Here is a 20,536-nt window from a genome sequence, read left to right on the forward strand (position 1 = left end):
CGTGCCCGGCGGCCGGCCGGTCCGGGTGGGGGCACCGGTGCTCGACGGCGGGATCCGATGATCTTACCGATTCGGCAAAGTTATCCACAGGGACAATTTTCCGGTTCGGCAAAGATGCTAGCTTGGCAGGCATGGACACCACGGACGGCCCGGCGGAGGCGGCAGACGCCACCGATGCCACCGACGCCACGGACGGGCTTCGCGAGCGCAAGAAGCGGCAGACTCGTGCCGCCCTGAGCCACGCCACGATCGCGCTGAGCATCGAGCGCGGCTGGGAGGGCGTGCGGATAGAAGACATCGCCGCGGCGGTGAACGTCTCGGAGCGCACCTTCCGCAACTACTTCTCCAGCAAGGCGGAAGCGGTGGCCGCCACCCACCTGGACCGGATGATGCGGGTCGCGCGGGCGCTGGACGCGCGCCCGGCCCGGGAGCCGCTGTGGGAGTCGATAAGGGCCACCGTGCAGGCCGAGTTCGTCCCGGAGCCGGCGGGACCGGTCGACGCGGCGGCGGGGAAGCGGCACACCGACGCGATCTGGAAGGTGCTGTCCGAGCCCGCCGTGCAGGGGGAGGTGCTGCGCGCCGACCAGGCCGCGCAGGTGGTGCTGGCCGAGGCGATCGGTGCGCGGACGGGGACGGACCCGCGGGTCGACCTCTATCCGAAACTGGTCGCCGCCTCGGTCGGGGCCGCGATCGGCACGGCGCTGAGCCACTGGCTGCGCGCCGATCCCCCGGTGCCGCTGGGGCCGCTGATAAGCGAGGTCCTCGAACAGGTGACGGCGGGCCTTCCCGCGCCCGTGAGCAGTGAGCAGTGAGCAGTGACACGAGAGTCGAGAGGAGTATGTCCTGATGGCCGACGAGGTGGATGTCGACGTCGTGGTCGTCGGCGGGGGTCCCACCGGACTCATGCTGGCTGCCGAACTGGGCCTGCTTGGCGTGCGCCCGGCCGTGCTGGAACGCCTTGCGGAGTCGAGCCGCGAGCCCCGGGCGAACGGGCTGGTCGGCCAGGTCGTCCAGGCGCTCGACCGGCGCGGGCTGTACGAGAGCCTCAGCGGGAGCCCCGGGCCGCCGCGGCCCAACAACGCCTTCTTCACCTTCGCCGGACTGCCCGTCGACCTGAGCGGGCTGCCGGAGAGCCCGGTCTACACGGTGGCGGTGCCGCAGCACCGCATCGTGGAGGTGCTGACGGCCCGGGCGCTGGAATCGGGCGCCGACATCCGTATCGGGCACGAGGTCACCGGGCTGACGCAGCGGGACGACCGCGTCGAGCTGGAGATCGCCGGGCCCGCGGGACCGTACCGGCTGACGGCCCGCTATGCGGTCGGCGCCGACGGGGCGCACAGCGTCACGCGCAAGCTCTGCGGCATCGGCTTCCCGGGGATCACCTACGACCGGTCGGTCTCCCGGCACGCGCATGTGAGCGTCCCCGCGGAGTACGTGGGCCCGGAGGGCCTGCGGGTGCCGGGGGTCGGCGTGGTAGCGCCGTTCCTGCCGCGGCGCACCGATCGGGGCTCGTTCAACTGGGCTCCGCTGCCCGGCCGGCCGCCGCTGGTGGCCACCGTCGAGTGGGAGCCGGTCCAGGGTGACGAGCCGATGAGCCTGACCGAGATGGCGGCGAGCATCGGGCGGGTGCTCGGCGCCGAGGTGCCGGTGGCGGCGCCCGAGGGCGCCGGACCCTTCGTGCTGCGCCGGCTCACCGGGGGCAACACCCGGGTGGCCGAGCGGTTCCGCGACGGGCGGGTCTTCCTGATCGGCGACGCCGCCCACGTCTACGCCTCGGGGGGCGGGCCCGGGCTCAACTCCGGGCTGCAGGACGCGATCAACCTCGGCTGGAAGCTGGCGGCGCAGCTCGCGGGCACCGCGCCCGAGGGGCTGCTCGACAGTTACGCCGCCGAGCGGACCGCGGCCGCCCGCCGCACCCTGGTCTACGCCCAGGCCCAGTCCGCGCTGCTGGAGCCGGGCGGCGATGTGGACGCGCTGCGGGCGGTGTTCGGCGAGCTGCTGCAGGACCAGGGGGCGGTCCAGCGGGTCGCGGACCTGATAGCGGGTTCCGACCTGCGTTACGACATAGCCGGCGCAGCGGGTCATCCGCTGGTCGGCACCCACGCCAGGGACCTGGCGCTGTCCACCCCGGCCGGCCCGCTGCGGCTCGGCGAACTGACCCGCGGCGGCCGCCCGTTGCTGCTCGACCTCACCAGGACGGCGACGGCGGCGAAGTCGGCGGCCGGCTGGTCCGCCCGGGTGGACGTGGTGACCGGCAGCGCCCAGCCGCCGGCCGACCCCGGCTTCACGGCAGCGCTGATCCGGCCCGACTCCTACGTCGCCTGGGCCACCTCCGCCCCGGCCCCGGCCCGGACCGACATCGCGGAGCTGCGGGCAGCAGGCGGGCGGTGGTTCGGGGTGGGGTGAGGCGAGGCGAGGCGTAGCTCACTCCACCGCGAGCCCCTTGGCCGGGGTGGCCGCCGGCTCCCGTACCGCGGCGCCCGCGGGGGTGCCCGGCTGCCGGGGGAAGTGCCCCGGAGAGGACGCGGGCGGGCCGGCCGCGGGCAGGGTGATGTGGACGGTGAGGCCCTGCCCGGGTGCGGTGTCCAGGCTGACGGTGCCGTGGTGGGCCTGGACGACGGCCTGGACTATGGCCATGCCCAGGCCCGCCCCGCCGGTGTCGGGGGCGCGTTCGGGGTCGGCGCGGAAGAAGCGGTCGAAGGCGCGGGCGGCGTCCCGCGGGGCGAGCCCGGGGCCCGCGTCGGTGATCCGCAGCCGTACGGCGGAGGCGTCGCCGGTGACCTCGATGACCAGCGGTGCGTCCTGGGGTGTGTGGATGCGGACGTTGCTGAGCAGGTTGCCGACCACCTGCCGCAGCCCCGCCTCGTCGCCGAGGGCGTGGACGGCGCGGTCGCCGGCCGGCAGCAGCAATGTCTGCGGGCGGCCGGGCTGCTGGGCGGCGAGGTCCGCGGCGGCGTCCCGCACCAGGGCGCGGACGTCGACCGGCTGGAAGTCCAGCACCGGGCGCTCCTCCAGCCGGGCGAGCGCGAGCAGCTCGTCGACGAGCCGGCTCATCCGGGTGGCCTCGGCGGAGACCCGGTGCAGGGCGCGCTCCTTGTCGTCGGCGTCGAGCATGCCCTTCTCGTAGAGCTGGAGGTAGCCCTGGACGGAGGCCAGTGGGGTGCGCAGTTCGTGGGAGGCGTCGGCGAGGAAGTGCCGCAGCTGTGCGGTGGCGCGTTCGCTCTCGGTCAGCGCGGTCTCGATCTGCTGGAGCATCGCGTTGAGGGCGGTGCTCAGCTGCCGCACCTCGCTGGAGCCGTGGCGGGCGGTGGCGATCCGCCGTGACAGGTCGCCCTCGGCGATGGCGGAGGCGGTCTCGACCATGGTCTCCAGCGGGCTGAGCCGGCGTCTGGCAGCGGTCAGCGAGCCGACCGCGAGCAGCCCGAGCAGCGCGAGCCCGGCGGCGGACTCCCAGATGAGCAGCTTGTGGATGGCGTGTTCCAGCCCGCTGTAGCGCATGCCCTGGACGACCATGGTGCCGTCGCTGAGCCGGGTGACGACCACCCGGTAGTCGGTGCCGGCGGCGCGGACGTTGACGGCCTTGCCGCTGCGAGCCAGCGCGCCAGGGTGCGGCAGGGCAGCGGTCAGGTCCTGGCGGATACGGCTGTTGGCGCCGCCGCTGTTCTCGCACACCGACGAGTTGCTCCCGTCGGAGTCCAGGACCACGAACAGGTCCTGTTTGAAGGCCTTGGCGAAGGACAGCCCGCCGTCCTTGCCGTGCTGCAGGATGCCGGCCAGCGCGCACAGCTGCCGCAGCCCGCTGGAGGTGACCGGTGCGCTGCTCACCGATCGCTGCGACTCGCGCAGGGTGTTGTCGATCTCGCTGCCCAGCACCATGTAGGTGGCCATCACGCTGAAGGCGGCGGTCGCCAGCAGCCCGAGGGCGACGAAGGCGACGTTGGCCAGGGTGAGGCGGGCGCGCAGGGTCCTGGGGCGCGGCAGCAGCCGCCGCCGGCTCATGGCGTCACGCCTGTTCCACCGCCCGCAGCCCGTAGCCGACGCCCCGCCTGGTCTCGATCATCGGCGGTCCGAAGCGGTCGAGCTTGCGCCGCAGGTAGGAGATGTAGGTCTCGACCACCGTCGAGGGCACGACCGTCTCGTACTGCCACACGTGCTGCAGCAGCTGCTCCTTGGAGATGATCCGCCCGGCGTGCCGCAGCAGGTGCCGCAGCAGGTTGTACTCGGTGGGGGTCAGCTCGACCGGCTGGCCGGCCCGGCGCACCGAGTAGGTGGCCTCGTCCATCTCCAGGTCGCCGTGCCGCAGCACCCGCTCGGCGACGCCGGTGTCGCGCCGGGTGCGGCGCAGGACCGCGTGCACCCGCGCGACGACCTCGTCCACGCCGAAGGGCTTGGTGATGTAGTCGTCGCCGCCGAGCGCCAGCCCGGCCACCACGTCGCGCGGGGCGTCGCGGGCGGTGACGAAGATGATCGCGAGGTCGTCCGTGCCGGGGTCGGCGGCCCGCTCCGCGGCGTGCTCGGCGCGCAGCGCGCGGCAGACCTCCCAGCCGTTGCCGTCGGGCAGCATGACGTCGAGCAGCACGAGGTCGGGCCGGTGCTCACGGACGGCGGCGAGCGCCTCCCGTCTGGTCGCGGCGCAGTGCACCGTGAAGCCGTTGTAGCTGAGCGTGATCCGCAGGATGTCCGCGATTCCGGGCTCGTCCTCGACCACGAGCACCCTGGGAGCCGTGCCGAGAGCTGTCTCCATGAGGTCAAGTATCCGCAACCCGCGTCACCACTGGCGCACGCGAACTTTGGAGTTCCTTGAGAGAAGTCGTTTCGGCTTGGTCAGGGCGGGGCGACCGCTGAGTCTGGAGGGGGGCGAGTGGATCAGCAGACAAGATCGTGTGTGAAGACAAAGGGATGGGGGAAAAGATCGTGGCCGTTCTGGCGCGATGGTGCTTCCGGCACAAATGGCTGGTGATCCTGCTGTGGGTGGCCGTGCTGCTCGGGGCCGGCACCGCGGGCAGGATCGCGGGCGACACCTACTCGAACGTGTTCTCGCTCCCCAACACCGAGTCCAGCAAGGTCATCGACCTGCTCGACAAGGCGGTGCACGACCAGTCCGGCGAGTCCGACACCGTGGTGTGGCACGTCGACTCCGGCTCGGTCAAGGACGCTTCGGTGCGGCAGCGGATCGCCCCGATGCTGGAGAAGGTCCGGCACCAGAAGGACGTCGGCCAGGTCGTCAGCCCGTATGACGCCGCCGGTGCCACGCAGATCAGCAAGGACGGCAGGACGGCGTACGCGACGGTGACGTACGACGTGCTGGGCGCCGAGCTGGACAAGGCGCAGGTGCAGGACCTGGTCGACACCGCGCACGGTGCCCGCGCCGACGGGCTCCAGGTGGAGCTGGGCGGCAACGTGATCGCCACGGTCGAGCAGCCGCCGGCCGGGCTGAGCGAATTCGTCGGCATCGGCGCGGCCGCGCTGGTGCTCTTCCTGGCCTTCGGCTCGCTGTTCGGCATGCTGACGCCGATCGTGACGGCGCTGTTCGCCATCGGCATCTCCTCCTCGCTGATCACCCTGCTCACCCACACGATGAACGTGCCGGACTTCGCCGGGCAGCTGGCGATGCTGGTCGGCCTCGGCGTCGGCATCGACTACGCGCTGTTCATCGTGACCAGGCACCGCAAGGGCATCCTCAGCGGCAAGTCGCCCGAGGAGTCGGCGGTCACCGCGGTGAACACCTCGGGCCGTGCGGTGCTGTTCGCCGGCGGCACGGTCTGCATCGCGCTGCTCGGCATGTTCACGGTCGGCCTGAGCCTGCTGTACGGGGTGGCGATCTCGGCCGCGATGACCGTGGTCGTCTCGGTGCTGGCCGCGATCACGCTGCTGCCCGCGCTGCTCGGGGTGTTCGGGCAGCGGGTGCTCAGCCGCCGCCAGCGGCGGAAGTTCGCCGCGAGCGGGGCGCACACCGGGGACGCGGTGGGTGCCGCGATGCGCTGGTCGTCGTTCGTGCAGCGGCACCCGAAGGCACTGGCCGCCGTCGCGGTGGTGGTGATGGCGGTCCTGGCTATCCCGACGCTGTCGCTGCGCCTCGGCTCCTCCGACCAGGGCAACGACCAGAAGTCCAGCACCACCCGCAAGGCGTACGACATGCTCGCGGACGGCTTCGGGCCCGGCTTCAACGGGCCGCTGACCATCCTGGCCGAGGTGCCGGGCGGCGCACGGGACAGGGCGGCGCTCGACGGCCTGGTCACCACGCTGGACCACACCAAGGGCATCGCCTACGCCGCCGCGATGCCGATGCGGCCGGACAGCACGGTCGCGCTGGTGCGCGCGGTGCCGACGACGTCGCCGCAGGACAAGGCCACGACGACGCTGATCGACCACCTGCGGGGCGAGGTGGTGCCGGCCGCCGAGCGGGGCACCACGATGAAGGCCTACGTCGGGGGTCCGACGGCGACCTTCAAGGACTTCGCCTCGGTGCTCGGCAGCAAGATGCCGATCTTCATCGGGGTGATCATCGCGCTGGGCTTCGTGCTGCTGCTGCTCGCCTTCCGCAGCATCGTGGTCCCGCTGACCGCGGCGGTGATGAACATGGTCGCGGCGGGCGCGTCGTTCGGCGTGCTGGTGGCGACCTTCCAGTGGGCGTGGGGCGGCAGCCTGCTGGGGGCGACCAGGCAGGGGCCGATCGACGCCTTCCTGCCGGTGATCATGCTGGCGCTGCTGTTCGGCCTGTCGATGGACTACCAGGTCTTCCTGGTGAGCCGGATGCACGAGGAGTGGGTTCACACCAGGGACAGCGCCCGTGCGGTGCGGATCGGGCTGGCCGAGACCAGCCGGGTGATCAACTCGGCCGCGGTGATCATGATCTGCGTCTTCGGCGCCTTCGCGCTCAGCGGCGTCAGGGTGCTGGGCATGTTCGGCATCGGGCTGGCCGGGGCCGTCGCGCTGGACGCCTTCATCCTGCGGACGGTGCTGGTGCCCTCGCTGATGCATATGTTCGGTACGGCGAACTGGTGGCTGCCGGCCTGGCTGGACAAGCGGTTGCCGCACATGGCGGTGGAGCCGGCCGAGGATCCGGCGGCGCCCGAGGAGGGCGGGCGGACGCCGGACCTGGCACTGGCGTCGTCCACCGACTGACCCGCTGGTGAGCGTCCCACCCGGCCCGGCTCCGCCCGTACGGAGCCGGGCCGGGTGGCGAGCCCGGCCGCGGCCGGGCCGTGACCGGTCCTGGGAGGCCGCCGACCGCGCCGACGGGTGCGCGCCGCCCGGATAGGCTCACCGTGATGGAGGACAACAGCAGCGGTACGACGACCGGACCCGCCGCCGGGCCCGGCGATGAGCTGCCCGGCGGGCGGGCCCGGCCCAAGACCGGCAAGAGCGAGCAGACCCGGGCGCTGATCCTGGAGACCGCGATGCGGCTCTTCGGCGAGCGCGGCTACGAGAAGACCACCATGCGGGCCATCGCCCAGGAGGCGGGCGTCTCGGTGGGGAACGCGTACTACTACTTCGAGTCGAAGGAGTTCCTGATCCAGGGCTTCTACGACCGGATGACGTACGCGCACGCGCTGGACGCCACGGCCCGGATGGCGGGCGAGCGGGACTTCGACGTCCGGCTGCGGATCGCCCTGGAGTCCTGGCTGGACTGCGCGGCCGGCTACCACGAGTTCGCCGCGCAGTTCTTCCGTACGGCCGCCGACCCGGACAGCTCGCTCAGCCCGTTCTCGAACGAGTCGCACCCGGCGCGGGCCACCGCGGTCGACCTCTTCCGCGACGTGCTGTCCGGCTCGGACCTGGCGCCCAAGGTCGACGCCGAGCTGGCCGAGCTGCTGCCCGACCTGCTGTGGCTGCACCTGATGGCGGTCGTCCTCTACTGGGTCTTCGACCGCACCCCTGGCACCGCCCGCACCCGCGAGTTCGTCCGCCGCTCCACCCCGCTGGTGGCCAGGCTGATCGCGATGTCCCGCTACCGGGTCTTCCGCCCGATGGTCCGCGATGCCAAGGGCCTGATCCAGGACTTCATCCTGCCGACCATCGGCCGCACCGCGGTCACCCGCGGCCCGGCCGCGGCGGCTACTCCCCCGCGGCACGCCTGAGGCACGGCCGGGGCCCGCGGGGCGCCGCCGCCGGTACGCGCCGGCTCACCGTCCGGCAGGCGTCCGCTCCTGCTGCTGCGTCCCGGCCGGCGTCGGCCGCGGCTCGCGGCGCAGCGCGCGCAGGCCGCGCAGGCCGATGGCGCCGATCACGCTGCCGAAGACGGTGGAGACCACGGCCAGGGTGAGGTGGATCCAGAAGTACGCGGTCGGCGAGGAGTGGTCACCGTGGCGGAAGGCCAGACCGCTGGTGTCCTTCCACAGGTTCTTCACAAAGGTGACCCAGACGATCCACGACCACACCCCGAAGGCGGCGAGGAACCAGGACACCGGGCGACTGAGCTTCATACGTCCCAGTATGGGCGCCGCCGCCGCGCCCCGGGCGGCCGGGGCAGGGGCACCGGAAGGGCGATCTTCACCCGGGTGCCCGCCGACCCTGGCCGGGAGGCTGACAGCTGAGGCCTGTACGTTCTTCCGAGTGTCTACGCATCACACCGCGCCGCCCGCCCGTCGCGCGCTGCGCCACCGCATCCTGACCGTCACCGCGACGGCCGCGACCGCCGTGCTGCTGAGCGGCACCGCGCTGACCGGGACGGCCGCGGCCGCGCCGGCCCGCGGGCCGAAGGTGCCGCAACCGCCGGCCCAGATGTCGAAGGTCGGCGGCGACCGGCTCGGGACACCCGGGACCCAGGTGGACCTGTCGGGCGGCGCTCCGGCACTGCCCGCCAAGCTGACCGCCCGCTCCTGGATCGTGGCGGACGCCGAGACCGGCGACATCCTCGCCGAGCACAACGCGCACTGGCAGCTCGCTCCGGCCAGCACGCTGAAGATGCTCTTCGCCGACGTGGTGCTGCCGAAATTCCCCTCGACCGAGCAGCATGTCGTCGCGGCGAGCGACCTCAAGGGCATGGGCGAGGGCAGCAGCCTGGTCGGGATACAGGAGAACCAGGGCTACTCGGTGAAGGACCTGTGGCTGGGGGTGTTCCTGCGCTCGGGCAATGACGCGGTCCACGTGCTGGCCGCGATGAACGGCGGCGTGACCAAGACCGTCGCCGACATGAACGCCCTGGCCAAGGAACTGCAGGCCGACGACACCAACGTCGTCACGCCGGACGGCTACGACGAGCCCGGCCAGCACAGCAGCGCGTACGACCTCACGCTCTTCGCCCGGCGCGGCCTGCAGAACGCCGACTTCCGCGCCTACTGCTCCACGGTCGTCGCGCAGTTCCCCGGCGACTTCAAGAAGGACAAGAAGGGCAAGCCGACCAAGGTCCGCGAGTCCTTCCAGATCCAGAACACCGACCGCCTGCTCAGCGGTGACTACGACCTGAAGCGCTACCCGGGCATCGCCGGCGTGAAGAACGGCAACACGACCAACGCCGGCGCCACGTACACCGGGGTCGCGGAGCGCAACGGCCGCAAGCTGCTGGTCACCGTGATGAATCCGCAGCCGGGGCACAACGAGGTCTACCGGGAGGCCGGCGCCCTGCTGGACTGGGGCTTCAAGGCCGGCGCCAAGGCCAGGCCGGTCGGCACGCTGGTGCCGCCGCTCAGCGCGGTGAAGGCGGCCGCCTCGGCCACCCCCAAGCCCGGCGGCGACCGCGGCAAGCGGGTCAACGCCTCGGCGAGCACCTCGTCGTCGTCCTCGTCTGCCGGGCTGTGGACGGCCGTGGGCGTGACCGTGGGGACGGCGCTGCTGCTGGCGGTCGTCATCACCGTCATCCGCCGCCGGCGCCCGTTGCCGGCCGACGGCACCGGCCGCCGGTCGGAGCGGGGATCGGGGCGCGGATCCCGTCGCCGCAAGCGGGGCTGACCGGCGACCGCCGCCGCGGGATCGTCAACGGGGCGCCGCACAACTGTTGTTGACCCCCGGGAGTCTGCTTGTTCACCGAAGTGGTGAACAGGGGGTCGCTCATGGTGACGAAGGAGCAGAGACGCCGCAGCCCGCGCGTGATCACGCGCGGGCTGGCCGTGGCCGTGGCGGTCGGGCTGGTGTGGGCGGCGGGCACCGCCCCGGCATCCGCCGCCGACGGGCTGCGGCTGTACAGCCAGGCGGACCTGACGCTGCCGCTGGGGCCCGCGGGTGGCGAGAACCCGGTGAAGTCGCTCTCGGTCCAGCTCGCCCACCAGATCCTCGACAGGACCGCACCCGGCACTCTGACGTTCGACGCCACGACGCTCGCCGGTGTCGCCGAGGTGACCTGGCCGGACGCCTGCACGCCGAGCGCGGACCGGAAGCACGCCGAGTGCGACGCGGCGGGGGTGAAGGGGACCGAGCACGACACGGTCGTCCTGCGGATCAAGGCGGCGCCCGGCGCCGCCGGCGGCGCGAAGGGGACGGTGCGCTACACCGGCAGTTCGCCCGGCCTGCCGGACGTGAGCGGCCAGACGACGGTGACCGTGGGCGCCGTCGCGGACGTCTTCATGCACGGGTTGCCGGAAAAGGTGGCGGCGAAGCCGGGTGACCTGGTCCCGCTGTCCTTCGCGCTGACCAACCGCGGCGGGCAGCCGGGCGCCGGGAGCATCCTCACGGCCCACGCCTCCGGCGGCCTCGACTCCCTGTCGCACTACGGCAACTGCGCGTACGGATACGTCGACAGCCCGGACCGCCGGTGGGTGGGCATGCTCAGCTGCGTGCTCCCCCCGGTGGCCCCGGGCACGACGGTGTCCTACACCGACGGGGTGCCCTTCCGCGTGCACGCCTCCGGGCTGATCGAGGACGTGGAGATCAGCCTGGTGGATTACACGCCGGAGGCGCTGGCCGACTCGCGCAGGGGGTCCACCCTGGTCCAGGGCGACGGCCCGGACATGGTCCCGCACACCGGTGGCACCACCGCGCAGGACTGGCAGACCGGCTACAGCTGGGCGGACCCGAAGATCAACGTCGACAACACCGCGGACTTCGCGCTGTCCGTGGCGCCGGTCAAGGGCCCCAAGGGCGCGACCGTCACCGCCGCCGTGGAGCTGGCGGACCGCGGCCCGGCACGCTACGTGGACTCCTGGAACGAGCGGCCGGCCGCCCAGGTCGAGTTCGATCCGCCGCCCGGCACCACGGTCGTCGGGGCCAACGAGGACTGCCTCGGCTACGACAAGCACGGGAAGCTGCTGGACTACAACGTCCCCGGTGTCCATTACGTCTGCACGCAGGGCTGGTTCTTCCTGCCCGGGCAGTCCGTGACGGACTTCTTCAAGTTGCGGATCGACAAGGTGATCCCCAACGCGACGGGCAGGGCCTTCCTCACCCCCGGCTACGCGACGCCGTACGACAGGAATCCCGCGAACGACACGGCGAAGGTCGTGGTCAACGCCAAGGCGGCCGGCGGGACCTCGAACGGCGGCACCGGCGGCGGCACCGGCACCTCGGGGGCCGCCGGCGGTGCCGGCACGGCGGCCGGCGGCGCCGGCGGCTCCCCCACGGCGGGCCCTGCCACCGGCGGCACCGGGTCGGCCGGCGGCGCCGGCGCGTCCCCCGACGGCAGGCTGGCCGCCACCGGCAGCGACCACGTGGCCCTGGTCGGCGGGATCGCGATGGGCTGCGGCCTGCTCGGCGGGGCGGTGCTGCTCCTGCTGCGGTCGCGGCGGCGTACGGCCGCCTGACGGCGGGCTCGCGCCGGGCTCCGTGGACCGTCGGAGGGCTAGGCCGTGGTCTAGGGGGTCCAGCGGCTCGCGCCGCCCTCGGCCTGCTCACCGGCCGGCTGCTTGGCGGGCTCGGGCGCCGGCCGGTCGGGGGCGTGGCGCGGGGTGGCGGTCCAGGCGGCGCAGTAGAGCAGCAGCTTGGCCATGAAGTTGATCCACAGCAGCAGGGCGACGGGCGTGCCGAAGGCACCGTAGATGTTGCGCCCCGCGACCCGCTGGAGGTAGCTGGCCAGCGCGACCTTCAGGAACTCCAGACCCACCGAGCCGATCAGCGCGGCCACGAGCACCGGCTGGCGCGGCGGGTCGACGCCCGGCATCAGGGTGAGCAGGTAGAGCAGGATCGCGAAGTCGGCGACGACCGCGAGCACGTAGCCGACGACGGCCAGCACGACCCGCCCGCCGCTCTGCTCCGACAGGCCGATGCGGTCGGCGATCCAGTTGACCGCGATGGTGGCGAAGCCGGACGCGCTGAGCGAGACGAGTACGGAGACCCCGAGGCCGAACAGGACGCCGGCGTCGACGAGCTTGCCGACCACCGGGTTCTGGCCTGACTGGTCCTTGCGCCACACCGCGCGCAGGCAGTCCCGCAGCGAGCTGACCCAGCCGATACCGGTGATGAGCAGCACGCCGGAGGCGATGAGGCCGACGGTGCCGGCGTTGGAGACCAGGCCGGTGATGTCGATCTGGTCGGCGATGCCGGGGATCTGCTCGGTGAGCTTGTGCTCCAGCCTGTCGAGCTGATGCTGCGACAGCAGGGCCGCGCCCAGCGCGGCGGCCACCGTGATCAGCGGGAAGAGCGCCAGGAAGCTGGTGAAGGTCATCGCGGCGGCCAGCCGCGTCCAGTGCACCTCCTCCAGGTGCGCGAAGGCCCGCCAGGCGTGCGTCCGGCCCACGCGGGTCACCAGCGGCTTGACGCGCCGGTCGTACCACGGCCCGAGCCGTGGACCGATCCACGGAACCCGGGTCAGCCAGTCCATGTGGGACGGCTACCCTCCTCCGGCCCCCGCACGCCGCTGCTGCCCCTGGTGGCGGTACGGAAGACCAGGGTGCGGGTGCCCCAGAAGCGCAGGGCGGTGGCCAGCACCATGCCGACGCCCGCGCCGGAGACGATGTCCGCGCGCGGGCTGGTCAGGCCCAGCACATAGTGCGACCCGGCCAGGCACAGCAACTGGACGCCGGCGCCCGCGGCGTTGACGGCGAAGAAGACGCCGTAGCGGCGGGCCCGGCCGGTGGCGGGGGTGCGGCGGCGGTAGGTGCCCAGCGCGTTGCCGAGGTAGGCGACGGTGCAGCCGGCCAGGAAGGACACCGACTTGGCGGTGAGCGGCCCGAGCCCGGTGTGCCCGCGCAGCCAGATGAAAAGACCGAGGTCGGCGGCGTAGGCGGCGCCGCCGGCGACGGCGAAGCCGGCGATCTCGGGCAGCATCGCGCGCAGCCCGGCGGCGCGGCGGCGGGCGCCCGGCGACGGACGCCCGGGCGCCCGCCGCGGTCGGGGACGCGGCGGGCGTCGCGGGGTGCGCCGGGAGGAGTCGGTGCGCCCGCTCATCTGTTGACCGCGGCGAGCACATACAGCGCTCCCCAGGCCAGGCCGATCACCACGAGGGCGCGGTCGCGCAGCAGGACGTCCTCCGGTGCCCCGGCCGAGCCGGCGTCGGCGAAGACGGCGTAGCGCAGCAACGACAGGATGAACGGGATCATCGACAGCTGGCGCCACGGCAGCAGCCCGGAGGCCGTACCGCCGGTCTCCATGGCCCACAGGCAGTACGCGAGCATCCCGACGCCGGCCGCGAGCTGCCACACGAAGCGCAGATAGCCCGCGGTGTACTCGCCGAGCAGCGCGCGGGTGGCGCCGACCTCGCTCTCCTTGCCGGACATCAGCACCAGCTCGGAGTAGCGCTTGGCGGCGACCATGAACAGGGCGCAGAAGCCTGAGGTGATCAGGAACCAGCGGGACAGGCCGATACCGAGGGCGACCCCGCCGGCCATGGCGCGCATCAGGAAGCCGGTGGTGACGATCACCAGGTCGACCACCAGCATGTGCTTGAGCCAGACGCAGTAGGCCAGCTGCATCACCACGTAGCCGGCCAGCAGCCCCGCGGTGTCGGCGTTGCAGGTCAGCGCGGCGGTCACCGGCGCCGCCACCGCGAGCACCCCGCCCGCGGCGTAGGCGGCGCCGACCGGGACCTGCCCGCGGGCCACCGGCCGCTCCCGCTTGACCGGGTGGGCCCGGTCGGCCTCGGCGTCCCGCGCGTCGTTGATCAGGTAGACCGCCGACGCGCACGCGGTGAACAGCACCAGGACGACGCCGAGCTGGACCGAGTCCCGCACCGACAGCAGCCGCCCGGCGGCGAAGGGCGCCGCGAGCACCAGGCCGTTCTTGACCCACTGGCGCGGCCGGGCGGTGCGCACCAGTCCAGCGGGCAGTCCCCCGTCGGCCGGCCGGCCGACCTCGATCCCCGCGACGTCACCGGTGTCCTTGACCGTCACGACCCCGGGTTCACCCACCGGACCCACCGCCCAGCGTCCAGCTGCGCCCCAGCCGGGCCGCGGCGGCGCCCAGCAGCGCGCCGCAGGCGACGTCGCTCGGGTAGTGGACCCCGGCGACCAGCCGGGAGACGCATATCGCGGCGGCGAGTACGGGGACGGCGGCCGCGCCCGGCAGCAGCGCGCCGAAGGCGATCACGGCGGCGGCCGAGGAGGTGGCGTGCGAGGAGGGGAAGCTGTGCCGTCCCGCGGTGCGTACCAGCGGAGCCGCGCCGGGGATTCGCGGCCGGGGGCGGCGTACGACCCGTTTGGCGCCCATGCTCGCCGCGTGCGCGGCGCCGACGACGGCGGTGGCCCGCAGCCAGGCACGTCGCCGTTCGGGATCCGCCAGCGCGCCGGCCGCCCCTGCGGCCACCCATACCGCCCCGTGCTCGCCGGTCTGCCCGAGGACGCGGACCACGTTCGCGACCCGTACGTCGCCGCCGCACTCCCGCAGCAGCGCGAGCAGCCGCCGCTCAGCGCGGGCGACGCCGCCGGCGGGGCGCCGGCCGGGGGGTCCTGAGGGGGCCGGGGCGAGCCGGGATATCGAGGTGCCGCGCTGTGCGGCGGGGTCGGATCGGCGCATCGGCGGTTTTCTCCCTCCGCGTGGTGGTCCCGCGGGGTGGCCGCGAGGCCGGGTCCCGCGGGGTGTCCGCGGGTCGTCCGCGGAGCTCTCCCGCGGTGCGCACACGGGACGTGCGCGAACCGTCCGCACCTCCGGTGCGAGATGTCGCACCGCGATGCGTCCAGCCCCGAGTGATTACCGTGCGGGCCGCCCGCTCACGCAGCGGGACTCACCCTTTACGGTGAGAAACACGGCATAACCCCCTTTTGGTATCTTCCGGACGATACGGTCAGCGATATGCCCGTACCCTTCGCCGCCGACCCCGCCGCCGAGGCCACCTCCGTCACCGGTTGGGGCCGTACCGCACCCAGCTCCGCGCAGGTGCTGCGCCCCGGCACGTACGAGGAGGTGGTGCGCGCGGTCCGCGAGTGCGGCGGGCGCGGGACGATCGCCCGCGGGCTCGGGCGGGCGTACGGGGACGCGGCGCAGAATGCCGGCGGCGCGGTGCTGGACATGACGGGTCTGGACCGCATCCACGAGATCGACGCGGTCAACGGCCTGGTGGTGTGCGACGCGGGGGTCTCGCTGCACCGGCTGATGCAGGTGCTGCTGCCGCTGGGCTGGTTCGTCCCGGTCTCCCCCGGCACCCGCTACGTCACCGTCGGCGGGGCGATCGGCGCCGACATCCACGGCAAGAACCACCATGTGTCCGGCTCCTTCTGCCGCCACGTCCGGGCGCTGGAACTGCTCACCGGTGACGGGGAGACCCGGCTGGTCACCCCGGAGGACGAGCCCGACCTGTTCTGGGCGACGGCCGGCGGCATGGGCCTGACCGGCGTGGTGCTGGCCGCCACCATCGCGCTGCTGCCGGTCGAGACGTCACTGATGACGGTGGACACCGAGCGGGCCACCGACCTGGACGACCTGATGGCCAGACTGGCCGCCGACGACCACCGCTACCGCTACTCCGTGGCGTGGATCGACCTGCTCGCCCGCGGCGCGAAGACCGGCCGCGCGGTGCTGACCCGCGGCGACCACGCGCCGCTCGACGCGCTGCCCGCCCGGCTGCGCGAGGAGCCACTGGCCTTCCGTCCCGGCCGGCTGCCCGCCGCCCCGCGCTTCCTGCCCGACGGGCTGCTCGGCCGCCACAGCGTCGGTCTGTTCAACGAGATCTGGTACCGCAAGGCCCCGCGCCGGCAGCGCGGCCGGCTGCAGAAGCTCAGCAGCTTCTTCCACCCGCTGGACGGCCTGCCGGAGTGGAACCGGATCTACGGGCGCGGCGGCTTCGTGCAGTATCAGTTCGTCGTCGGCCTCGGCGAGGAGGACGCGCTGCGCCGCATCGTGCGCCGCATCGGGTCCCGCCGCTGCCCGTCCTTCCTCGCGGTGCTCAAGCGCTTCGGCGACGCCGACCCCGGCTGGCTGTCCTTCCCGGTGCCCGGCTGGACGCTGGCCCTGGACATCCCGGCCGACCTGCCCGGTCTGGCCGCCTTCCTCGACGAGCTGGACGACGAGGTCGCGGCGGCCGGCGGCCGGGTCTACCTGGCCAAGGACGCCCGGCTGCGCCCCGACGTGCTGGCCCGGATGTATCCGCGGCTCGACGAGTTCCGCGAGCTGCGCAGCCGCTACGACCCGCGCGGCGCCATCACCTCCGACCTCGCCCGCCGGCTCGGCGTATGAGGCCGGCCGCCGCCCCGACTTCCGTGGAGAGCCCATGAAGGACGCCTTCGGTGCCCCGCAGTCCCTGCTGATCCTCGGCGGCACCTCGGAGATCGGCCTGGCGACCGCCCGCCGGCTGATCACCCGCCGCACCCGCACGGTCTTCCTGGCCGGCCGCCCGTCGCAGGGCCTGGAGGCGGCGGCGGCCTCGCTGCGGGCGATCGGCGCCGAGGTGCACACCGTGGCCTTCGACGCGCTCGACACGGGCTCGCACGAGATCACCCTCGGCAAGGTCTTCGCCGAGGGCGACATCGACATGGTGCTGCTGGCCTTCGGGGTGCTCGGCGACCAGGCGCGCGACGAGCAGGAACCGCTGGCCGCGGTGCAGGTCGCGCAGGTCAACTACACGGGGGCGGTCTCCGCGTCGCTGGTGTGCGCGGCGGCCCTGCAGGCGCAGGGACACGGCTCGCTTGTGGTGCTGTCGTCGGTGGCCGGCGAGCGCGCCCGCCGGGTCAACTTCATCTACGGCAGCAGCAAGGCGGGCCTGGACGCCTTCTGCCAGGGCCTGGCCGACGCCATGCACGGCTCGGGGGTGCATGTGATGACGGTCAGGCCCGGTTTCGTCCGCACCCGGATGACGGCGGGAATGCCGGAGGCCCCGCTGGCCACCACGCCGGACGCGGTGGCCACCGCGATCGAGCTGGGGCTGCGGCGCCGGAGCGGCACGATCTGGGTGCCGGGGGCGCTGCGGGTGGTGATGGCGGGCATCCGCCATCTGCCGCGCCCGCTCTTCCGCCGGCTGCCGGTCTGACCGTGAACCTCGACCTCAGGTCGAGGTTCACCCGCGGCCGGCGGCCCGGCGGCGTCAGAGCCGGGTCGTCTCCCGCGCCGCCGGGACGGTCTGCTGGTGCGGGACGGTCGGGGACTCAGCGCCGAAAGGGTAGTCACGCATCTTGCGCCACACGCCGTCACCACCCTGCTCGTAGAGGGCGAAGCCGCCCGCGGTCCACTCGGCGGTGAATTCGGCCAGCTCCCGCTGGGCGCGGTCCATGGCGGCCTCCGCGATGCCGTGCGCGACGGTGACATGCGGGTGGTACGGGAACTGCAGCTCGCGCTCGACCGGCCCGGACCTGACCCTCTCCTGGAGCTCGGCGCAGCCCCCGCCGCCCTCGGCGAGCGCCACGTAGACCACCGGCGACAGCGGCCGGAAGGTGTCGGTGCCGCGCAGCCGCATCGGGAAGGCACGCCCCTCAGCGGCCACCCGGGCCAGGTGGCGCCGGAAGGCGGGCAGCTCGGCGCAGCCCACATCGGTGGGCGGCAGCAGCGTCACATGGGTGGGAATGGCGTACGCCGCCGGGTCGCCGAAGCCCGCGCGCCGGTCCTGGAGCAGCCGTCCGTACGGCTCCGGGACCGCGATGGACACGCCGATCGTCGTGGTGGTCTCCATGGCGTACACCCCTTTCCCCCAGGTCGGCGCCGCCGGCAGATGACCGCCGTCGGCACGCGTCGTGCCTCGTCCTGTCCCCGTTCCCCGTTGCCATACGTCCCCGTGCCCGATCCCGCCGTCCGCCCCTGCCGCTCAGTGCTTGGCCGGCACCAGGCCCATCCGGTCGTACGCCGCCGCCAGGGTCTCCGCGGCGACGGCCCTGGCCTTCTCCGCACCCTTGGCGAGAAGGGAGTCCAGGGTTTCCGGGTCCCCCAGATACTCCCTCGTACGCTCGTGGAACGGTGTGACCCACCCCACGAAGATCTCCGCGAGATCGGTCTTGAGCGCACCGTAGCCCTTGCCCTCGTACTGCCGTTCCAGTTCCGGAATTCCGGTACCGGTGAGGGCGGAGTGAATGGTGAGCAGATTGCTGACGCCCGGCTTCCCCTTCTCGTCGTACCGGATCTCGGTACCCGTGTCGGTGACCGCGCTGCGGAACTTCTTCGCCGAGACCTTCGGGTCGTCCAGCAGGTTGACCAGGCCCTTCGGCGAGGGCGCCGACTTGCTCATCTTCGCGGTCGGGTCCTGGAGGTCGTAGATCTTGGCGACCTCCCGCACGATGTGCGGCGCGGGGACGGTGAAGGTCGGGCCGTAGCGGCTGTTGAAGCGCTCGGCCAGGTCACGGGTCAGCTCGATGTGCTGGCGCTGGTCCTCGCCGACCGGGACGGCGTCCGCCTGGTAGAGCAGGATGTCGGCGACCTGCAGGATCGGGTACGTGAACAGGCCGACGGTCGCGCGGTCGGCCCCCTGCTTGGCGGACTTGTCCTTGAACTGCGTCATCCGGGAGGCCTCGCCGAACCCGGTGATGCAGTTCATCACCCAGCCGAGCTGGGCGTGCTCGGGCACATGGCTCTGGATGAACAGCGTGCAGCGGTCCGGGTCGAGCCCGGCCGCCAGCAGCTGGGCGGCCGCGAGCCGGGTGTTCGCGCGCAGCTCCGCCGGGTCCTGCGGGACGGTGATCGCATGCAGATCCACGACCATGTAGAACGCGTCGTGCGACTCCTGCAGCGCCACGTACTGCCGGACCGCACCGAGGTAATTCCCCAGGTGGAAGGAACCGGCGGTGGGCTGGATGCCCGAGAGGGCGCGGGGACGATCTGAGGCCATGCCTCCATTCTCTCAGGTCGGCGCGCGCTCCCACACCCCTGAGCAGCACCGGCGGATCGGCGACGCGTCGCCGATTCCGCCGTAAGGTTTCACGCCATCGCCGGTGAGCGACGATAGAAATGGGGCGTACGGCCCCGGGGGCACACCCCGCCCCGTTCCCAGGCAAGGGCCTGGCTCCTGACGCACGACGAACGGAGTACGCACGTGAGCACCAGCACCTCAGGCACCACGTCCGGCACGACCGCCTCGACCTCCCCGACCTCGCCCGGCTCGTCCACCGAGCGGCAGATCGCGGCCGCCGAGGCGCACAGCGCGCACAACTACCACCCGCTGCCGGTGGTGATCGCCGAGGCGGAGGGCGCCTGGGTGACCGACGTCGAGGGGCACCGCTACGTCGACATGCTGGCCGGCTACTCGGCGCTGAATTTCGGCCACGCCCACCCGCGGCTGATCGCCGCGGCCAAGGCGCAGCTCGACCGGGTCACCCTCACGTCGCGGGCCTTCCACCACGACCGCTTCGCGCAGTTCTGCACGGAGCTGGCCGAGCTGTGCGGCATGGAGATGGTGCTGCCGATGAACACCGGCGCCGAGGCGGTGGAGACCGCCGTCAAGACCGCCCGCAAATGGGGCTACCAGGTCAAGGGCGTCCCCGAGGGACGAGCGAAGATCGTCGTGGCCGACGGCAATTTCCACGGGCGCACCACCACGATCATCAGCTTCTCGACCGACCCGGAGGCCCGCGCCGACTTCGGCCCGTACACCCCCGGCTTCGAGGTCGTCCCCTACGGCGACCTCGACGCACTCGACGCGGCGGTCGACGCGGACACGGTGGCGGTGCTGCTGGAGCCGATCCAGGGCGAGGCGGGTGTCCTGGTGCCGCCGCCTGGCTACCTCGCCGGGGTGCGGCGGATCACCGCGGAGCGCGGGGTGCTCTTCGTCGCCGACGAGATCCAGTCCGGCCTGGGCCGCACCGGCCGCACGTTCGCATGCGAGCACGAGGACGTCGTGCCCGACATGTACGTCCTCGGCAAGGCGCTGGGCGGCGGGGTCGTGCCGGTCTCGGCGGTCGTCTCCTCGCGGGAGGTGCTCGGCGTCTTCCGGCCCGGCGAGCACGGGTCCACCTTCGGTGGGAATCCGCTGGCCTGCGCGGTGGGCCTCGAAGTCCTCGCGATGCTGCGCACCGGCGAATACCAGCGGCGGGCCGCGGACCTGGGCGCCCACCTGCACCGGGAGCTCGGCGCGCTGCTCGCCGCCGGCTCCCTCACCGCGGTGCGCGGCCGCGGCCTGTGGGCAGGCCTGGACATCGCCCCGTCCCGCGGCACCGGCCGCGAGATCTCCGAGGCGCTCCTCACCCGCGGCGTCCTGGCCAAGGACACCCACACCTCCACGATTCGGCTGGCGCCGCCTTTGACGATCTCCAAGGACGACCTCGACTGGTCCCTCACCCACCTCCGCGACGCGCTTGCCGCTTGAGCTCGGCCCCCGACG

Annotated in this window: 18 protein-coding genes; 9 read left to right on the forward strand and 9 right to left on the reverse strand. The window is 73.1% G+C overall.

Translation table 11 applies throughout. The features are described 5' to 3' along the window. The first annotated feature begins 131 nt into the window (after positions 1–131). Together OG702_RS13400 and OG702_RS13405 are read left to right on the forward strand one after the other, a co-directional pair. Positions 132–812 (forward strand): TetR/AcrR family transcriptional regulator, encoded by a 681-nt coding sequence (locus OG702_RS13400; RefSeq protein ID WP_327289111.1) that lies wholly within the window; start codon positions 132–134, stop codon positions 810–812. Between the two features lie 34 nt (positions 813–846). Further along, positions 847–2,406 (forward strand): FAD-dependent monooxygenase, encoded by a 1,560-nt coding sequence (locus OG702_RS13405; protein WP_327289112.1) that lies wholly within the window; start codon positions 847–849, stop codon positions 2,404–2,406. A gap of 18 nt (positions 2,407–2,424) precedes the next feature. Here the strand turns inward: OG702_RS13405 and OG702_RS13410 are convergent, their stop codons facing one another. Together OG702_RS13410 and OG702_RS13415 are read right to left on the reverse strand one after the other, a co-directional pair. Further along, entirely contained in the window at positions 2,425–3,999 is a 1,575-nt protein-coding gene (locus tag OG702_RS13410) for a sensor histidine kinase (protein WP_327289113.1), read from the reverse strand. Between the two features lie 4 nt (positions 4,000–4,003). Further along, complete coding sequence (locus OG702_RS13415; RefSeq protein WP_327289114.1) at positions 4,004–4,744, reverse strand: response regulator transcription factor; 741 nt, start codon at positions 4,742–4,744, stop codon at positions 4,004–4,006. A 155-nt stretch (positions 4,745–4,899) separates the two neighbouring features. Between OG702_RS13415 and OG702_RS13420 the strand changes: the two genes are divergently transcribed. Next, on the forward strand, positions 4,900–7,125 hold the full coding sequence (locus OG702_RS13420; protein WP_327289115.1) for an MMPL family transporter: 2,226 nt from the start codon (positions 4,900–4,902) through the stop codon (positions 7,123–7,125). Positions 7,126–7,271: 146 nt separating this feature from the next. Further along, the gene (locus OG702_RS13425) at positions 7,272–8,081 is read left to right on the forward strand and encodes a TetR/AcrR family transcriptional regulator (RefSeq protein WP_327289116.1); all 810 of its coding nucleotides are present in this window, start codon (positions 7,272–7,274) and stop codon (positions 8,079–8,081) included. Between the two features lie 45 nt (positions 8,082–8,126). Here the strand turns inward: OG702_RS13425 and OG702_RS13430 are convergent, their stop codons facing one another. Next, positions 8,127–8,426 carry an SCO4848 family membrane protein gene (locus tag OG702_RS13430; RefSeq protein WP_327289117.1) on the reverse strand — a complete coding sequence of 100 codons (300 nt, stop codon included), beginning with the start codon at positions 8,424–8,426 and terminating at the stop codon, positions 8,127–8,129. 10 nt (positions 8,427–8,436) lie between these two features. Here OG702_RS13430 and OG702_RS13435 point away from each other — a divergent pair, with 10 nt between their 5' ends. Both OG702_RS13435 and OG702_RS13440 read left to right on the forward strand, forming a co-directional pair. After that, complete coding sequence (locus OG702_RS13435; protein WP_442814410.1) at positions 8,437–9,891, forward strand: D-alanyl-D-alanine carboxypeptidase family protein; 1,455 nt, start codon at positions 8,437–8,439, stop codon at positions 9,889–9,891. 101 nt (positions 9,892–9,992) lie between these two features. Next, positions 9,993–11,675, forward strand: a complete 1,683-nt coding sequence (locus OG702_RS13440; RefSeq protein WP_327289119.1) for a hypothetical protein — start codon at positions 9,993–9,995, stop codon at positions 11,673–11,675. A 50-nt stretch (positions 11,676–11,725) separates the two neighbouring features. On the opposite strand, the gene OG702_RS13445 is transcribed toward OG702_RS13440, so the two are convergent. The 4 genes from OG702_RS13445 to OG702_RS13460 all read right to left on the reverse strand — a co-directional run bounded on the left by OG702_RS13445 (position 11,726) and on the right by OG702_RS13460 (position 14,820). After that, the gene (locus OG702_RS13445; protein ID WP_327289120.1) at positions 11,726–12,691 is read right to left on the reverse strand and encodes a YihY/virulence factor BrkB family protein; all 966 of its coding nucleotides are present in this window, start codon (positions 12,689–12,691) and stop codon (positions 11,726–11,728) included. After that, a complete protein-coding gene (locus OG702_RS13450; RefSeq protein ID WP_327293216.1) occupies positions 12,679–13,137 on the reverse strand; it encodes a GtrA family protein in 459 nt (152 codons plus the stop codon). Before OG702_RS13450 ends, OG702_RS13445 begins: the two co-directional genes overlap by 13 nt. Positions 13,138–13,253: 116 nt before the next feature. Beyond that, a complete protein-coding gene (locus tag OG702_RS13455; RefSeq protein WP_327293217.1) occupies positions 13,254–14,165 on the reverse strand; it encodes a decaprenyl-phosphate phosphoribosyltransferase in 912 nt (303 codons plus the stop codon). Between the two features lie 43 nt (positions 14,166–14,208). Then, entirely contained in the window at positions 14,209–14,820 is a 612-nt protein-coding gene (locus OG702_RS13460; protein WP_327289121.1) for a phosphatase PAP2 family protein, read from the reverse strand. A 276-nt stretch (positions 14,821–15,096) separates the two neighbouring features. Here OG702_RS13460 and OG702_RS13465 point away from each other — a divergent pair, with 276 nt between their 5' ends. Then, positions 15,097–16,476, forward strand: a complete 1,380-nt coding sequence (locus OG702_RS13465) for an FAD-binding oxidoreductase (RefSeq protein ID WP_327289122.1) — start codon at positions 15,097–15,099, stop codon at positions 16,474–16,476. Between the two features lie 34 nt (positions 16,477–16,510). Further along, positions 16,511–17,266 (forward strand): decaprenylphospho-beta-D-erythro-pentofuranosid-2-ulose 2-reductase, encoded by a 756-nt coding sequence (locus tag OG702_RS13470; RefSeq protein WP_327289123.1) that lies wholly within the window; start codon positions 16,511–16,513, stop codon positions 17,264–17,266. A 54-nt stretch (positions 17,267–17,320) separates the two neighbouring features. On the opposite strand, the gene OG702_RS13475 is transcribed toward OG702_RS13470, so the two are convergent. Continuing rightward, positions 17,321–17,902: a 2'-5' RNA ligase family protein gene (locus tag OG702_RS13475; RefSeq protein WP_327289124.1), complete on the reverse strand. Its 582-nt coding sequence runs from the start codon at positions 17,900–17,902 to the stop codon at positions 17,321–17,323. Between the two features lie 132 nt (positions 17,903–18,034). Then, positions 18,035–19,048, reverse strand: coding sequence for a tryptophan--tRNA ligase (gene trpS / locus OG702_RS13480; RefSeq protein WP_327289125.1), 1,014 nt, complete (start codon positions 19,046–19,048; stop codon positions 18,035–18,037). A 288-nt stretch (positions 19,049–19,336) separates the two neighbouring features. Here trpS and rocD point away from each other — a divergent pair, with 288 nt between their 5' ends. Beyond that, the gene (rocD, locus tag OG702_RS13485; RefSeq protein WP_327293218.1) at positions 19,337–20,521 is read left to right on the forward strand and encodes an ornithine--oxo-acid transaminase; all 1,185 of its coding nucleotides are present in this window, start codon (positions 19,337–19,339) and stop codon (positions 20,519–20,521) included. The last annotated feature ends 15 nt before the right edge of the window (positions 20,522–20,536 follow it).

Origin of the sequence: Streptomyces sp. NBC_01198 (assembly GCF_036010485.1) — a bacterium.
GTDB lineage: Bacteria > Actinomycetota > Actinomycetes > Streptomycetales > Streptomycetaceae > Actinacidiphila.

What these genes read in the sequence shown, in the direction of transcription:
- OG702_RS13435 (WP_442814410.1), top strand. Translation starts at nt 8,437, where the DNA reads ATGGGCGCCGCCGCCGCGCCCCGGGCGGCCGGGGCAGGGGCACCGGAA.
- OG702_RS13450 (WP_327293216.1), bottom strand. Translation starts at nt 13,137, where the DNA reads ATGCTGCCCGAGATCGCCGGCTTCGCCGTCGCCGGCGGCGCCGCCTAC.
- OG702_RS13470 (WP_327289123.1), top strand. Translation starts at nt 16,511, where the DNA reads ATGAAGGACGCCTTCGGTGCCCCGCAGTCCCTGCTGATCCTCGGCGGC.
- OG702_RS13475 (WP_327289124.1), bottom strand. Translation starts at nt 17,902, where the DNA reads ATGGAGACCACCACGACGATCGGCGTGTCCATCGCGGTCCCGGAGCCG.
- OG702_RS13410 (WP_327289113.1), bottom strand. Translation starts at nt 3,999, where the DNA reads ATGAGCCGGCGGCGGCTGCTGCCGCGCCCCAGGACCCTGCGCGCCCGC.
- OG702_RS13465 (WP_327289122.1), top strand. Translation starts at nt 15,097, where the DNA reads ATGCCCGTACCCTTCGCCGCCGACCCCGCCGCCGAGGCCACCTCCGTC.
- OG702_RS13415 (WP_327289114.1), bottom strand. Translation starts at nt 4,744, where the DNA reads ATGGAGACAGCTCTCGGCACGGCTCCCAGGGTGCTCGTGGTCGAGGAC.
- OG702_RS13405 (WP_327289112.1), top strand. Translation starts at nt 847, where the DNA reads ATGGCCGACGAGGTGGATGTCGACGTCGTGGTCGTCGGCGGGGGTCCC.
- OG702_RS13400 (WP_327289111.1), top strand. Translation starts at nt 132, where the DNA reads ATGGACACCACGGACGGCCCGGCGGAGGCGGCAGACGCCACCGATGCC.
- OG702_RS13460 (WP_327289121.1), bottom strand. Translation starts at nt 14,820, where the DNA reads ATGCGCCGATCCGACCCCGCCGCACAGCGCGGCACCTCGATATCCCGG.
- trpS (WP_327289125.1), bottom strand. Translation starts at nt 19,048, where the DNA reads ATGGCCTCAGATCGTCCCCGCGCCCTCTCGGGCATCCAGCCCACCGCC.
- OG702_RS13430 (WP_327289117.1), bottom strand. Translation starts at nt 8,426, where the DNA reads ATGAAGCTCAGTCGCCCGGTGTCCTGGTTCCTCGCCGCCTTCGGGGTG.
- OG702_RS13440 (WP_327289119.1), top strand. Translation starts at nt 9,993, where the DNA reads ATGGTGACGAAGGAGCAGAGACGCCGCAGCCCGCGCGTGATCACGCGC.
- OG702_RS13425 (WP_327289116.1), top strand. Translation starts at nt 7,272, where the DNA reads ATGGAGGACAACAGCAGCGGTACGACGACCGGACCCGCCGCCGGGCCC.
- OG702_RS13445 (WP_327289120.1), bottom strand. Translation starts at nt 12,691, where the DNA reads ATGGACTGGCTGACCCGGGTTCCGTGGATCGGTCCACGGCTCGGGCCG.
- OG702_RS13420 (WP_327289115.1), top strand. Translation starts at nt 4,900, where the DNA reads ATGGGGGAAAAGATCGTGGCCGTTCTGGCGCGATGGTGCTTCCGGCAC.